The organism is Lysinibacillus sp. UBA6686 (genome assembly GCF_002455205.1).
GTDB lineage: Bacteria > Bacillota > Bacilli > Bacillales_A > Planococcaceae > Lysinibacillus > Lysinibacillus pakistanensis.
In genome coordinates, this window is sequence record NZ_DKJS01000045.1 from 16081 (window position 1) to 31479 (window position 15399).

Sequence of the window (15399 nt, forward strand, 5' to 3'; positions counted from 1 at the left end):
AAGCCCCTGCTTTTCAGGGGCAGACCTTCGTTGCGTTGCACTGCACTACGGTGGCACTGCCGCTTCGCTTTCGTGCAGAAAACAAAGTAACCTGAAATGCTTTTCAGGTTACTTTGTTTTTGCTATGATTAAATAGCATATTTATGTAGAAAGAATAGTCCTAAGAGGAGGATTTTTAGTATGGCATTAGTATCTATGAAAGAGATGTTAATTAAAGCAAAAGCAGAAGGTTATGCGGTTGGTCAATTCAACATCAACAACCTTGAGTGGACTCAAGCAATTTTACAAGCAGCAGAAGAAGAAAAATCTCCAGTTATTCTAGGTGTTTCTGAAGGCGCAGGTAAATATATGGGTGGATTTATCTCAGTTGTTCACATGGTAAAGGGATTAATGGAATCTTATGGTACAACAGTTCCTGTAGCAATTCACCTAGACCATGGTTCAAGCTTTGAAAAGTGTAAGGAAGCTATTGATGCTGGCTTTACTTCTGTTATGATCGATGCTTCTCATCATCCATTTGAAGAAAATATTGAGATTACTTCAAAAGTGGTTGAATATGCACATTCAAAAGGAGTTTCTGTTGAAGCAGAGCTTGGAACAGTTGGTGGTGATGAGGATGGTGTCATCGGTGGTATCATGTATGCTGATCCAGAGGAATGCCGCAAGATGGTTGAATTAACTGATATCGATTGTCTAGCACCAGCACTTGGCTCTGTGCATGGTCCTTACAAAGGTGAACCAAACTTAGGCTTTAAGGAAATGGAAGAAATCTCGAAATTAGCTGACCTTCCATTAGTTTTACATGGAGGTACAGGTATCCCTACAAAAGATATTCAACGCTCCATTTCATTAGGTACAGCAAAAATTAACGTCAATACTGAAAATCAAATTGCTGCAACAAAAGTAATCCGTGAAATTCTTGATAACGATAAAGTTGTTTATGACCCTCGTAAATTCCTTGGGCCAGCTCGTGAAGCGATTAAAGCAACGGTTATTGGAAAGATCCGTGAATTTGGCAGTGCAAAAAAAGCATAATTTTTGCATCTAATATGTTACAAAAGCATAGATGAATACACATAATATAAGAGAAGTGTTGATGCAACTATCGACCTTCTCTTGTTTTTGAAATAATGGTATTTTGGTAAAAATTCAATTATATGGCTCCGATAAAACAATATAAATCAATACATTTTGATATCGAGCCCAGGAGGAAATAATTATGAAATTTTTCATTGATACAGCAAACTTTGAAGAGATTAAAGAAGCACATGCATGGGGGATTTTATCTGGTGTTACAACAAATCCGTCATTAGTAGCTAAAGAAGAGAATGTTTCTTTCCATGATCGTCTTCGTGAAATTGCAGAGCTTGTAGATGGCTCGGTAAGTGGGGAAGTCATTGCACTAGATGCAGAAGGTATGATCAAAGAAGGATTAGAATTGGCTGCTATTGCTCCAAACATAACAGTTAAACTACCAATGACGCCCGCTGGATTAGAAGCGTGTCGCTATTTTGCTGATAAAGGTATTAAAACGAACGTAACCTTAATTTTTAGTGCAAATCAAGCATTAATGGCTGCTCGTGCAGGTGCTACATATGTATCACCATTCATCGGTCGCCTTGATGATATTGGACAAAATGGTGTAGAACTAATTGAAACAATTGCAGATATATTCACTATTCACAATATCGAAACACAAATTATTGCTGCATCTGTTCGTCATCCTCAGCATGTAACAGCAGCAGCACTTGCAGGTGCACATATTTCCACTACTCCTTATAAAGTATTAAAGCAACTTTTTAACCATCCATTAACGGAAAAAGGAATTGAAGGATTTTTAGCGGATTGGAATAAGAGAAAAGGCGAATAATAAGATTATAGAGTGAGCAAACCGCAAAAATTACTTTCCAATCATGAGGGAGAACGCAAAATGGATGTTTATAAAATTACAGGCGAAAATCGTCTAAAAGGTACAATTAAAGTTAGTGGTGCAAAAAATAGTGCAGTCGCCTTAATTCCAGCATCAATTTTGGCGAACTCTCCAGTGACAATTGGAGGGATACCAGAAATTTCAGATGCATGGACATTAAAGGCTTTATTAGAGGAAATTGGTGGGGAAGTTACATTTGAGGATGGTAAAATGACCATTGATCCAACTGATATGATCGCCCTTCCATTACCAAATGGCAATGTGAAAAAGCTTCGTGCTTCTTATTATTTAATGGGAGCGATGCTTGGACGCTTTAAAAAGGCTGTTATTGGTTTACCTGGTGGTTGCTTCTTAGGACCACGCCCTATAGACCAACATATAAAAGGTTTTGAGGCATTAGGAGCAAGGATTACAAATGAGCATGGAGCTATTTATTTACGTGCAGAAGAATTAATTGGCGCAAAAATTTATCTAGATGTTGCAAGTGTTGGTGCTACGATAAATATTATGCTGGCCGCTGTCCTTGCAAAAGGGCGTACAGTTATTGAAAATGCAGCAAAAGAACCTGAAATTATTGATGTGGCGACACTGCTAACGAATATGGGTGCTAATATTAAAGGCGCAGGTACAAGTGTTATTCGGATTGATGGTGTTGAGGAGCTTCATGGTACGGAACATACAATTATTCCAGATCGAATTGAAGCAGCTACTTTTATGATTATGGCCGCAGCAGTTGGTGAGGGCATTACTATTGATAATGTGATTCCATTGCATTTAGAGGCAATCATTGCCAAGCTACGTGAAATGGGTGTCAAGATTGATATCGGAGAGGAAAGTATTTTTGTCCCTAAAACTGACCTCAATACGTTACATGCTGTTGATGTAAAAACATTAGTGTATCCTGGATTCCCAACAGATATTCAGCAGCCACTTGCTGTTTTAATGTCTCAGGCGTTCGGCTCTTCAAAGGTGACAGATACAATCTATACAGCTCGATTTAAGCATATCGATGAACTTCGACGTATGAATGCCAATGCCCGTGTAGAGGGAAATACAGCTATTATTACAGGTCCTAGTAAATTACATGGCTCAACTGTAACTGCCACAGATCTTCGAGCAGGTGCTGCGCTCGTATTAGCGGGTCTTTTAGCTGAAGGTGAAACGGAAATTCAAGAGATCTATCATATTGAACGTGGTTATAGCTCACTTATTGAAAAATTACGTGATTTAGGCGCTGATATTCGACGTGAAACAAATGTAGCACGCGTAGCAGAAACAAAGGAATAATGAGAGCTAAAAGTTTCGAACCAAATATGTTACAATAGAGATAATTTGAATGTTTCGGCGAAAGATCGATGCCGATAACGGGAGGCAAAACAATCATGGAACGTAGTTTATCGATGGAAGTAGTACGAGTAACAGAGGCAGCAGCAATAGCATCTGGTAAATGGATGGGTCGCGGTTTGAAAATTGAGGCAGATGATGCAGCAACAACTGCGATGCGCTCCATGTTCGATACAATTCCAATGCATGCTACAGTAGTAATAGGTGAAGGCGAAATGGACGAAGCACCAATGCTTTATATTGGTGAGGAACTTGGCTTACGTAATGGAGGTCCTCAAGTAGATATTGCGGTCGACCCATTAGAAGGGACAAATATTGTGGCAAAAGGTACAAATGGTGCTATGACAGTACTGGCGATTGCTGATAAAGGTAATTTGTTAAATGCACCAGATATGTATATGGAGAAAATTGCTGTAGGACCAGAAGCAGCGGGTAAAGTCGATATTAACGCTTCTGTTACTTATAATTTATTACAAGTAGCTAAAGCTAAAAATAAAGATATTTCAGACGTGGTAGCTACACTTTTAGATCGACCACGCCACCAAGCAATAGTAGATGAGATTCGAGAAGCTGGTGCACGTATTAAATTTATTCAAGATGGTGATGTTGGCGCTGCAATTAATACTGCTTTTGATGAAACTGGTATTGATATTATGTTTGGTACAGGCGGTGCCCCTGAGGGTGTTATTGCGGCTGTAGCATTAAAATGTCTAGGCGGAGACTTCCAAGCGAAGCTAGTACCAGAGGACGAAGAACAGTTAGAACGTTGCAAAAAAATGGGTGTTGACGTAGAAAAAGTGCTATACTTAGATGACCTAGTTAAAGGCGATGATGCTATTTTTGCAGCAACAGCAGTAACAGATTGTGAGCTGTTAAAGGGTGTTCAATATAAAGGTGCCTACGCTTTAACGCATTCAGTTGTTATGCGAGCTAAATCGGGAACTGTGCGTTTTGTAGAAGGTCGTCACGCACTTGATAAAAAACCTAGCTATAAATAAAGATTTCTTCTAAAATATACCTAGTGCATCTTTTGCGCTAGGTACCTTCTTCTAAATTTTAAACCATCCCTTAGTTTCATAAGGCTATGTTATGCTTCATTGTTTTACAATTGAAGTAATATCCGTAGTTTTGATTTTAGTAAAAAACGCTGATAGCTATGGAAAATAATAACTTGAAAACAAAGCCTTTCGTAAAAATAACTTCCATGATAACCCCATTAAAGTATTATATTTTGAAAAAGACTGGAGTTGTGCATATGTCTGCATTGACAATCGCTCAATTAGAAAACATGACGTTAAAAGAGCTTTACGCCCTTGCACGCCAATATAAAATTTCATATTATAGCAAGCTAACGAAAAAGGAATTGATATTTGCTATTTTGAAAACGCGTTCAGAGCAAGAGGGCTACTTCTTTATGGAAGGCGTACTTGAAATTGTTTCGCAAGAAGGCTTTGGCTTCCTTCGACCAATTAACTACTCTCCTAGTAAAGAGGATATTTATATTTCGGCATCACAAATTCGCCGCTTTGACCTACGTAATGGGGACAAGGTGTCGGGTAAGGTACGTCCACCTAAAGAAAATGAACGCTATTACGGGCTATTACAAGTGGATGCGGTGAATGGTGAAGATCCTGAAGTAGCAAAAGAACGTGTGCATTTCCCTGCTCTCACACCATTATATCCAGATCGACAAATTAAGCTTGAGACAACACAACGTAATTTATCGACGCGTATTATGGATTTAGTAGCACCAGTAGGCTTTGGTCAGCGTGGATTAATCGTTGCACCACCAAAAGCAGGGAAAACATCATTATTAAAAGAAATAGCCAATGCCATTACAACCAATTATCCAGAGGCTGAGTTAATTGTTTTACTTATTGATGAACGTCCTGAGGAAGTGACAGATATTGAACGTTCTGTGAATGCAGATGTCGTAAGCTCTACTTTTGATGAGGTTCCTGAAAATCATGTGAAAGTTGCAGAAATAGTATTAGAACGAGCACGTCGTTTAGTTGAACATAAACGTGATGTAATTATTTTAATGGACTCTATTACTCGTTTAGCCCGAGCTTATAACTTAGTTATTCCGCCAAGTGGTCGTACGTTATCAGGGGGGATTGATCCTGCTGCCTTCCATAGACCAAAACGCTTCTTTGGTTCCGCGCGTAATATTGAAGAAGGCGGCAGTTTAACGATTTTAGCAACAGCTTTAGTGGATACTGGATCGCGAATGGATGAAGTAATCTACGAGGAATTTAAAGGGACAGGCAATCTAGAGCTTCATTTAGATCGTCAATTAGCAGAGCGACGCATTTTCCCTGCGTTAGATATACGTCGTTCAGGTACACGAAAAGAGGAGCTTCTTCTTGAGCCTGAGCAGCTTGAAAAACTATGGGCAATTCGTAAAACATTCTCAGACGCACCTGATTTTGCAGAGCGTTTTTTAAAGAAATTACGAACAACCAAATCAAATGAAGAATTCTTTGAAAAATTAAACGAAGATATGAAAAAGGCTACTAAAGGTAAAGGGTTGCTATAAAGGGAAACCTTCATAGATTGTTAGTTATACCATTAGTTTAAATATAAAATCATCATTAACTAAAAAATAGTTGATGGTGATTTTTTTTTGCAATTAGTCAGGAATCATGATGTATGATATATGTATTGAAATTGATAATCGTTATCAATATAATGATAGCATATAATTCTGAATTTGAGGAGAGAGATATGAATTATGAGGCCTATATGCTGCTATGGCAAAATGCATATATCAAGTTAAAGCAAATTGACTATGTACAGAATACTCCTGTACGAATGACGAAAGTAATGAAATATAGCACATTATTAATAATTACTGAAGGTGCTGCAGAAATAATGATTGATGATCAACCTTATTTTGTACAGCGCTTTACTATTTTTCATATTGGAAAATCGCAATCCTTACATATTACAGCTCAAGATAAATTGAGTTATTATCTCATCTACTATAGAGGGGATATTGTTTACACAGATGCATTTATGCAGCACTTACAGATGCAATATCAACCATTCCAAACGTCTTTTTCATGTATATCAGCAAATCCTATCGCTATTCATTCTTTGCTGCAAGATATGTATATCAAATGGCAGTCCGGTTCTATTCAAGAGCATTTATCAGTAAAGGCTTCTTTTTATGAGCTTATTTATCGTGTTTTTCAAGAACTTGTGGAGGGATATGGAGAGCCTCACGAAATTGATAAAGCTGAAGTAGCCCGCCTATATATTGAGCAACACATTAATGAATCTTTATCCATTCAAAAACTTGCGGATTTACTCAACATTAGTACACGGCATTTATTACGAATTTTTAAGGCTCGTTTTGAAATTGGTCCACAAGTTTACTTACAGCAATTGAGAATAGAACACGCAAAAAAATATCTTCTTGCCAATCAATTTAGTATTAAAGAAATCGCTGTTTCATTGGGATTTGAGGATGAATACTATTTTAGTCGAGCCTTTAAAAAAGTGACGAATATGGCTCCAAGTAATTACAGGCTGAATTATCCATCCGATATGTCCGAAATCACCATTACAATTGAGAACAGTTTTCAATACAATGAGAATCAGCTAGCGCAAGCAAATCGATTCAAAAATGAAGAAATGATAACAAATAGAATCCAACATCTAAAGCTACCTTTTTTACTTAAATTATTGGTTTTACTTTCGGCATATGGTGGAGAAAGTAAACACCATACCCGTAGACTTACAACAAATGAAGCGATGACAAAAACGGTCATAGATGATAGTGGACGTGAGGTAGTTATACCCATGAAAGCAGAACGTATTGTAACAGACTGGTACCTTGGTCAAATTCTAGCGTTAGATGTAGTACCAGTAGGAGCTGTAACAGCAAATTTAGACTTTGCAGCATTCTTGAAACCATATTACAAAAATAAAGATATTTTAAATGTTGGAACAGATGGTAATGTGTCGATAGAAAAAACGGCAAAATTAAAGCCTGATTTAATTGTTACGTGGAATCCAGAAGATGTAGGGAAGTATGAAAAAATTGCACCAACTATTGTATTCTCTGATACAGCCTATAAAACAGCTACAGATGAAATTAAGGCAATGGGGGAATATTTAGGAAGACAGCAGGAAGCGGATGCCTTTATCAACGATTTCGAGAGTCGGATAGCCAAGGCACAAGAGAAAGTAAATGCTGTTGTATCAGAAGATTCCACATTTACTATATTTGATTTATTCGCAAAGAAAGCTACAGTTGTGGGGAATAAAAGCGTGTTGGGTGGAAGGGCGTTATATCAAATTCTTGGTGTAAAACCTCAGGAAATGGTGCAAAATCTTTTCGATACAAAAGATCCTAGTCTTGGGCGTTATGAAATTCCCTATGAAGTCGTGGGAGACTATGTTGGGGATTATGTTTTTGTGATAAATTTCTTCAATAAAGAAGGAGAGTTTCCATCAACCTGGACCAATCTAGATGTTGTAAAGAAAAGGAAGACGCTTCAGTTAGCATCAGAATTTTATTTTGCCTCTGATCCACTTTCTGGATTACATCAAGCTGAAGATTTAGCTGACAAAATTATAGAATTTACACTAGCAAAATAATCATTAGGGGATTCCTTGTAAGGATACTCATTGCGAAGCTGACAAAAAATTAGGGAGGTAAGCTACCTGTTGTAATCAGGTAGCTTATTTACTAGATTTCATAACTAATGAAATTGATAATCATTATCATTTGAGTTACAATTATCTTTAATCATTGATTCTTTAGAGCTTGCGGACATTAAAAATAGGAGGATGCATCCATGTTATTACAGCGTTTCTTTTCTTATTACAAACCTTACAAGGGATTATTTATACTGGACTTTTCCTGCGCAATTTTGGTGGCGCTCATAGAATTGGCTTTTCCAATTGTGCTAAACAAGGTAATCGATGATGTTCTTCCAGATGGAGAATTAAAGTGGATTATAATGGCAAGCTCATTGCTATTTGGGCTCTATATTTTAAACTCTATTCTGCACTTTATTGTTTCTTATTGGGGGCATATGTTAGGCATTAATATTGAAACTGACATGCGAAAGGAAGCTTTCAGCCATGTACAGAAGCTGTCATTCCGATATTTTGATAATAACAAAACAGGGCATCTTGTTTCACGTCTAACAAATGATTTAATGGATATCGGAGAGCTAGCCCATCACGGACCAGAAGATATATTCATTGCTATTATGACAATTATTGGGACGTTTGGCGTTATGTTTTATATTGATCCAACCTTTACAATTCTTATATTCCTGCTTGTGCCAATTATTTTAATCCTAACGATTATTTTTGGAAAGCTTATGTCAAAGGCATTTCGTCAAATGTTTGGGGATATTGCTGACTTTAATGCACGGGTTGAAAATAATGTTAGCGGTATTCGTGTTGTACAAGCCTTTACAAATGAAGAGCATGAAATTAATCGCTTTAAGGTAAATAATGAAAGATTCCGCATGACGAAGCTATTTTCTTATAAAGTGATGGCTTGGAATGAAGCTATCTCAGGAATTTTAACGAAGGTTTTATCATTGTTTACATTATTCATTGGTGCGTATTTTGTGTTAAATGGTTATTTAACAAATGGTGAATTTATCGCATTTATCTTATTATCTAATATTCTATTAGGCCCTATTAATAAAATTAATATGTTTATTGAAAGCTATCCTAAAGGCATGGCAGGCTTTAAGCGCTATGTTGATTTTCTTGAAACAGAGCCTGAAATTGCTGATCGTCCACAAGCGAAGGCAATTAAGGGCATTGAAGGGGAAATTACATTTAACAATGTATCTTTTGGCTATACCGAGGACAAGAGAGCTTTAAACCAAATTAATTTAAAGGTTCGTCCTGGCGAAACGGTTGCACTTGTTGGACCATCAGGCGCTGGGAAATCAACAATATGTAGTTTGCTGCCACGTTTTTATGAGGTGAATGAAGGGTCTATTACAGTTGATGGAATAGATATAAGAGATTTCAAGCTTCACTCTCTACGCTCTCATATTGGGATTGTACAACAGGATGTATTTTTATTTGATGGCACAATAAGAGAAAACATTGCTTATGGTGATTTAAATGCAAGTGAAGAAGACATATGGTATGCAGCGCGACGAGCACAACTAGAAGATGTTATCAAAGCTTTACCAGAAGGAATGGATACATTGATAGGTGAGCGTGGTGTGAAATTATCAGGTGGACAGAAACAAAGATTATCAATTGCAAGGATTTTCTTAAAAAATCCTAAAATATTGATTTTAGATGAGGCGACATCAGCCTTGGATACAGAAACAGAGCAAGCAATCCAACAAGCATTAAACGAGCTTTCAGTAGGACGTACAACCCTAGTAATAGCCCATCGTTTAGCAACCATTAAGGATGCTGATCGTATTGTTGTTGTGTCGAAGAAGGGCATTATTGAAGAAGGCCCGCACGATGAATTGATGAATAGCAAAAAAGCATACTATGGACTGTATACAGCACAATTCGGTCTACAAATATAGAATTCAAATTGAAGAAATGACTTATCTATCATTATGAAAAAACTGTATGCTTTGAATTTATAACTTCATACCTAAAGGAGAGAAATTTTTATATGGCAGTCCTTGAAATAGAACATATTGCTATTGGTTATTCTTCTACTTTAATTGTAGATGATTTAAGTGTAGAAATTCCAAAAGGGCAAATTTCAACAATTATAGGTCCAAATGGATGTGGGAAATCTACTTTATTAAAGGCTGTGGCACGTATGCTAAGAACGCAAAGCGGTGCAGTTTATTTGGATGGGAAGGCAATCCATCAGTTAAAAACTAAGGAGGTTGCGAAAAGAATGGCGATATTGCCTCAAACAGCAACAGCACCAGGAGGTTTAACTGTTTTTGAATTAATATCCTATGGTCGTTTCCCACATCAAACAGGTTTTGGCACTCTACGCAAAGAGGATTATGAATATATTCATTGGGCAATAGATGTTACTGGTTTACGTGAATTTAGTGATCGTCCTATTGAAGCCTTGTCTGGAGGACAGCGTCAGCGTGTTTGGATTGCCATGGCATTGGCACAAGGGACAGATATCCTAGTATTGGATGAGCCTACTACTTATTTAGATTTAGCCCATCAACTTGATATTCTGCTGTTATTACAAAAGCTGAATAAAGAAGAGGGACGTACAATTGTGATGGTCTTACACGATTTAAACCACGCTTCCCGTTTTTCTCATTTTATGATTGCGATGAGAAATGGACAATTAATTGTAAATGGAAGCCCTGATGAGGTCATGACTAAAGAAAATCTACAAAAGGTATTTAGTATCGATGCAGAAATGGCTACTTGTCCTTTTAGCGAGAATCCGATTTGTTTATCTTACCAATTATATGGAAGGGAAAAGTAGTGGTCAATAATTCCAGTAGGAAGAAATAGTAGGATTTATCTTGATTCAGCAGAATACTCCCACCTCTATAGGTGGCGAGATAAATGCATTTTTTCTATTTAGCGGGCGTACAAACACCCGCTGAATCAAGATAAAGCCCCCGGCGGATGTCAACGGATTTTGAAGAGGAGCTTTTCGAGCGAGCTCGAAAAAATCCGGACGCCATTACGCTGGGGCGTAATTGATAAGGAGGAAACACATGGCTACGTCAGCAGAAGGACTAGAAGGACTCGAAAAATTAGAGGAGCTACAAAAACGTTCTCATCCAATACGTGCTGTAGTGGCACTTGTTGTAGGACTTGTTGGACTAGTATTTGCAATAGCTTTATCAATCTCTTTTGGGGCGGCAGATATTTCGCTAAGTACTGTATGGAAGGCAGTCTTTAATTTTTCATCTGATTTAACTGAACATCAGATTATTCATGAGATACGCTTGCCGCGAGTATTAGGTGCTGCATTAGTAGGTGCGTGCTTTGCAGTATCTGGTGCTATTATGCAAGGAATGACTCGCAACCCATTAGCGGATTCAGGTTTGTTAGGGTTAAACGCTGGGGCAGCATTTATGCTTGCAGTCTGCTTTGCATTTTTTCCAGGTCTATCATATATGTATATCATTATGTGGTCATTTTTAGGTGCAGGATTAGGGGTAGCTATTGTTTATGGAGTCGGCTCCATAGCTAAAGGTGGCTTAACACCGATGAGACTAGTACTTGCAGGGGCTGCAGTAAGTGCACTTTTAGGGGCATTAGGTGAAGGAATTGCTCTTTATTTTCGTATTGGACAAGATTTAGCCTTTTGGTATGCAGGTGGGGTTTCAGGGACTAAGTGGAGTCATCTACAAATCATGGGACCTTGGATACTTGCAGCTATGATTGGGGCACTAATTCTGTCACGTTCAATTACGTTATTAAGTTTAGGAGAGGAAATTGCAATCGGCTTGGGACAGCGAACAGGTATCATTAAGGTATGGGGTATGATTATCGTGCTTGTTTTAGCGGGTGCGGCTGTTTCTGTTGTCGGTGCAGTTGGCTTTGTAGGACTAATTGTTCCGCATTTAACAAGATACATAGTAGGACATGATTATCGTTGGATTATTTCCTGTTCAGTAGTGTATGGTGCACTACTTGTTGTACTGGCTGATTTTATTGCCCGTATCATCAATCCTCCATATGAATCACCGATTGGGGCATTAATTGCCTTTATAGGCGTACCATTCTTCCTATACTTAGCACGTAAAGGAGGAAAAGAGCTATGAGTCATTATAGTTATTTAACAGCTAGTCAGCAAAAGACGAGGAAAAAGAATCTTTTCATTTTAAGCATCTTAACGATATTAATTATTATTACTTTTATTATTAGTATGAATACAGGGGTTATTAAACTAACACCTATGGAGGTTCTAAGTACTTTATTTGGTCAGGGCGACGCGCAGCAGCAGCTTATTTTATTTGAATTTAGGCTTCCACGTATCATAGTTGCTGTGTTAGTAGGGATGGGACTAGCAATCTCTGGTGCTATTTTACAAGGGATTTCAAGGAATGCTTTGGCGGATCCTGGTATTCTTGGTATCAATGCCGGTGCTGGTCTTATGGTAATGTTATTTATTTCCTTCTTTCCGGCTACAGCAGCAGCTCCTGTTTTCCTGCTCCCAGTATTAGCCTTTATTGGATCGGGTATGACTGCAATTCTTATTTATGCACTTTCCTATAAACGTCATGAGGGTATCACACCGATGCGCTTGCTTCTTACCGGGATTGCTGTAGCAGCCGGGATTAGTTCAGCAATGATTGTGCTAACGCTCCGCCTTTCACCTGAAAATTATCAATTTGTGGCAACTTGGCTTGCAGGTAGTATTTGGGGCTCGAATTGGAAATTTGTTTTAGCATTATTGCCATGGATTGTAGTACTGCTTCCTTTTGTTTATTCAAAATCACGTGTATTAAATGTCTTGAATTTAGGTGAGTTAACGGCAGTTGGTTTAGGTGCTTCGATTGAAAAAGAACGTCGCTGGCTATTAGCAGCATCTGTCGGTTTAGCAGGAGCAAGTGTTTCAGTCAGCGGAGGAATTGGCTTCGTTGGACTAATTGCTCCACATTTAGCACGGCAACTAGTAGGAGCAAAACATCAAATTTTACTTCCTGCTTCAGCATTAGTTGGTGGTTTACTTGTACTGATGGCAGATACCATTGGTCGTTCCTTACTAGAGCCTTCTGAAATACCTGCTGGGATAGTTGTTGCTGTTTTAGGAGCCCCATATTTCCTATACTTATTAGCTCGATTAAAACAATAAATAATAAAAAAACATAAGAGTAGATTGAATGGAGGAATATAGAAAAATGAAGGAAGAACTGTATGATGTGACGATTGTTGGTGGTGGTCCAGCGGGGCTCTATACGGCTTTTTATAGTGGAATGCGGGATTTAAAGACGAAAATTATTGAATATAGCTCTCAGCTTGGGGGTCGTATGTTAATCTATCCTGAGAAAATGATATGGGACGTCGGTGGGGTGCCACCAATTTTAGGCGGTCAGCTAATCGAGCATTTAATCGAGCAGGCGAAAACGTTTGATCCAACAATTGTGTTCAATCAGAAAGTCGAGCAATTAGAAAAGCAAAGTGATGGTACATTTATTTTGACGTCAACCACAGGTGAAAAGCATTATTCGAAAACAGTTATTTTGGCTGTTGGGTATGGTGTCCTTTCGATGCAAAAGCTTGAAATAGAGGGTGCTGATAAATATGAAGTAACGAACTTGCATTATACTGTGCAGGAATTAGAAATATTCCGCGATAAGCATGTTTTAATTTCTGGCGGCGGTAATTCTGCTGTGGACTGGGCAAATGAATTAGAGTCAATTGCTGCTAGTGTAACAGTTGTTCATCGACGAGATGAATTTGGCGGACATGAAAAAAGTGTCTTAAAAATGAGGAAATCCTCAGTATGTTTAAAAACACCCTATGAAATAGTTCAGCTACATGGGGATGGTGAATTAATACAATCTGTTTCAATAGAAAATAAGGAAACTAGCGTAATTGAACGTATTGAATTAGATGCGATCATTGTGAATCATGGCTTAAAATGTGATTATGGTGCACTTGAAAAATGGGGATTAAACATTGAGGATGGCGTTGCAATTGTCAATGAAAAACGTGAAACGAACATTGAAGGGATTTATGGAGCAGGCGATTTTGTAGATCATCCTAGTAAGGTTCGATATATAGCAGGTGCATTTACGGATGGTATATTAGCGTTAAATAGCGCTAAATTGTATTTAGAACCAGATGCACCAAAAGTAGCGTATGTTTCATCTCACAATATTCGTTTTAAAGAACGTAATAAAAAAATAGGTTTAGTAGATAATGATTATCGGGAAGTACAAGGATAATGAGATAAGATACATTTTTTACTTGAAAAAATTTAAAAGAATATGCTATACTTCAAAAGTATGCAACGTGTACATATATAGCTGATGGTTTCACTCATATTCGGGCTATGTAAGGTACAGTTCGATAATACTCTGTTCCAGATGGTTCAGGGCGAGAGGAGAAAACGAATATGAAACAAGGAATTCATCCAGACTACAAAGAAGCAACAGTAACTTGCTCTTGTGGGAACACTTTCAAAACTGGTTCAGTAAAAGAAAACATCGTTGTCGAGTTCTGCAACGAATGTCACCCATTCTATACTGGCCGTCAAAAATTCGCGTCTGCTGATGGTCGCGTGGATCGTTTCAACAAAAAATACGGTCTTAAAAACTAATGTTAGTTTAATACCTGCCAAGCATGTGCTTGGCAGGTATTTTTTTCAGTATATGAATGAACACGTTGATGCAAGTCTTTTCAACAATCCAGATCGACAAGTAGAAAGGGAGAAGACAACATGGCACAGCTATATTTTAAGCATGGCGCGATGAATAGTGGAAAATCCATTGAAATTTTGAAAGTTGCACATAACTATGAAGAACAACAAAAACCTGTCATGATATTTACATCAGGCTTAGATACACGAGATGAAGTAGGCTTTGTTTCAAGTAGAGTAGGCTTACGTCAAGAAGCTATACCTGTTTATGATGATACAAATATATTTAATCTCGTGGAAAAAAATGCAGTTAAACCATACTGTGTTCTTGTTGATGAAGTACAATTTTTAAAAAAGGCACATGTTTTACAGCTAGCAAATATTGTGGATGAATTGGATATACCTGTTATGGGCTTTGGTTTGAAAAATGATTTTCAAAATGAGTTATTTGAAGGCAGTCAGTACATGCTTACATATGCAGATAAAATTGAAGAAATGAAGACCATTTGCTGGTTCTGCCATAAAAAGGCAACGATGAATTTACGTGTTGATGAAAGTGGAAAGCCTGTGTATACAGGTGATCAAATTCAAATTGGTGGTAATGATTCCTACTATCCCGTTTGCAGAAAATGTCACGCGCATCCACCACTATAACACAATCAAGCGTAGAGCTAAGAAAAAGTAGCGTACATGTGAAAATTTCCTTATACTAAGTAGTGGAAATCAATTACGTCCCAGTATAATTGTGCCCGGATTTTTTCGAGCTGACCATCGCTGAATAGGGAACTCGCATTCAGCTCACAACATACAGATGTGTGTAAGTATTCTGAACCTGACGCTTTGCTATCGGGGGACAAAAAATCTGTTG

The 15399-nt window shown here is 37.9% G+C and carries 13 protein-coding genes; all 13 read left to right on the forward strand.

The features are described 5' to 3' along the window. The first annotated feature begins 180 nt into the window (after positions 1 to 180). The 13 genes from B2R82_RS11435 to B2R82_RS11495 all read left to right on the forward strand — a co-directional run bounded on the left by B2R82_RS11435 (position 181) and on the right by B2R82_RS11495 (position 15185). Entirely contained in the window at positions 181 to 1035 is an 855-nt protein-coding gene (locus B2R82_RS11435) for a class II fructose-bisphosphate aldolase (RefSeq protein ID WP_054770253.1), read from the forward strand. Between the two features lie 184 nt (positions 1036 to 1219). Next, positions 1220 to 1870 (forward strand): fructose-6-phosphate aldolase, encoded by a 651-nt coding sequence (gene fsa, locus B2R82_RS11440; protein WP_283870710.1) that lies wholly within the window; start codon positions 1220 to 1222, stop codon positions 1868 to 1870. Positions 1871 to 1930: 60 nt separating this feature from the next. After that, positions 1931 to 3217, forward strand: coding sequence for a UDP-N-acetylglucosamine 1-carboxyvinyltransferase (locus B2R82_RS11445; RefSeq protein WP_286924976.1), 1287 nt, complete (start codon positions 1931 to 1933; stop codon positions 3215 to 3217). A gap of 95 nt (positions 3218 to 3312) precedes the next feature. Beyond that, positions 3313 to 4272, forward strand: a complete 960-nt coding sequence (glpX, locus tag B2R82_RS11450) for a class II fructose-bisphosphatase (protein ID WP_286924977.1) — start codon at positions 3313 to 3315, stop codon at positions 4270 to 4272. A gap of 257 nt (positions 4273 to 4529) precedes the next feature. Further along, positions 4530 to 5813 (forward strand): transcription termination factor Rho, encoded by a 1284-nt coding sequence (gene rho, locus B2R82_RS11455; protein ID WP_283870713.1) that lies wholly within the window; start codon positions 4530 to 4532, stop codon positions 5811 to 5813. Positions 5814 to 6001: 188 nt separating this feature from the next. Next, positions 6002 to 7882 (forward strand): AraC family transcriptional regulator, encoded by a 1881-nt coding sequence (locus B2R82_RS11460; protein WP_286924978.1) that lies wholly within the window; start codon positions 6002 to 6004, stop codon positions 7880 to 7882. Between the two features lie 200 nt (positions 7883 to 8082). Beyond that, positions 8083 to 9807 carry an ABC transporter ATP-binding protein gene (locus B2R82_RS11465; RefSeq protein ID WP_286924979.1) on the forward strand — a complete coding sequence of 575 codons (1725 nt, stop codon included), beginning with the start codon at positions 8083 to 8085 and terminating at the stop codon, positions 9805 to 9807. Between the two features lie 92 nt (positions 9808 to 9899). Further along, positions 9900 to 10694 carry an ABC transporter ATP-binding protein gene (locus B2R82_RS11470; protein WP_286924980.1) on the forward strand — a complete coding sequence of 265 codons (795 nt, stop codon included), beginning with the start codon at positions 9900 to 9902 and terminating at the stop codon, positions 10692 to 10694. 238 nt (positions 10695 to 10932) lie between these two features. After that, positions 10933 to 11988 (forward strand): FecCD family ABC transporter permease, encoded by a 1056-nt coding sequence (locus tag B2R82_RS11475; protein ID WP_286924982.1) that lies wholly within the window; start codon positions 10933 to 10935, stop codon positions 11986 to 11988. Then, positions 11985 to 13022, forward strand: a complete 1038-nt coding sequence (locus tag B2R82_RS11480; RefSeq protein WP_286924983.1) for a FecCD family ABC transporter permease — start codon at positions 11985 to 11987, stop codon at positions 13020 to 13022. Before B2R82_RS11475 ends, B2R82_RS11480 begins: the two co-directional genes overlap by 4 nt. A gap of 46 nt (positions 13023 to 13068) precedes the next feature. After that, positions 13069 to 14118, forward strand: a complete 1050-nt coding sequence (locus B2R82_RS11485) for an NAD(P)/FAD-dependent oxidoreductase (protein ID WP_286925098.1) — start codon at positions 13069 to 13071, stop codon at positions 14116 to 14118. 170 nt (positions 14119 to 14288) lie between these two features. Continuing rightward, entirely contained in the window at positions 14289 to 14492 is a 204-nt protein-coding gene (rpmE, locus tag B2R82_RS11490) for a 50S ribosomal protein L31 (protein WP_004269457.1), read from the forward strand. A gap of 120 nt (positions 14493 to 14612) precedes the next feature. Next, positions 14613 to 15185 carry a thymidine kinase gene (locus B2R82_RS11495; RefSeq protein WP_286924986.1) on the forward strand — a complete coding sequence of 191 codons (573 nt, stop codon included), beginning with the start codon at positions 14613 to 14615 and terminating at the stop codon, positions 15183 to 15185. Positions 15186 to 15399: the final 214 nt, after the last annotated feature.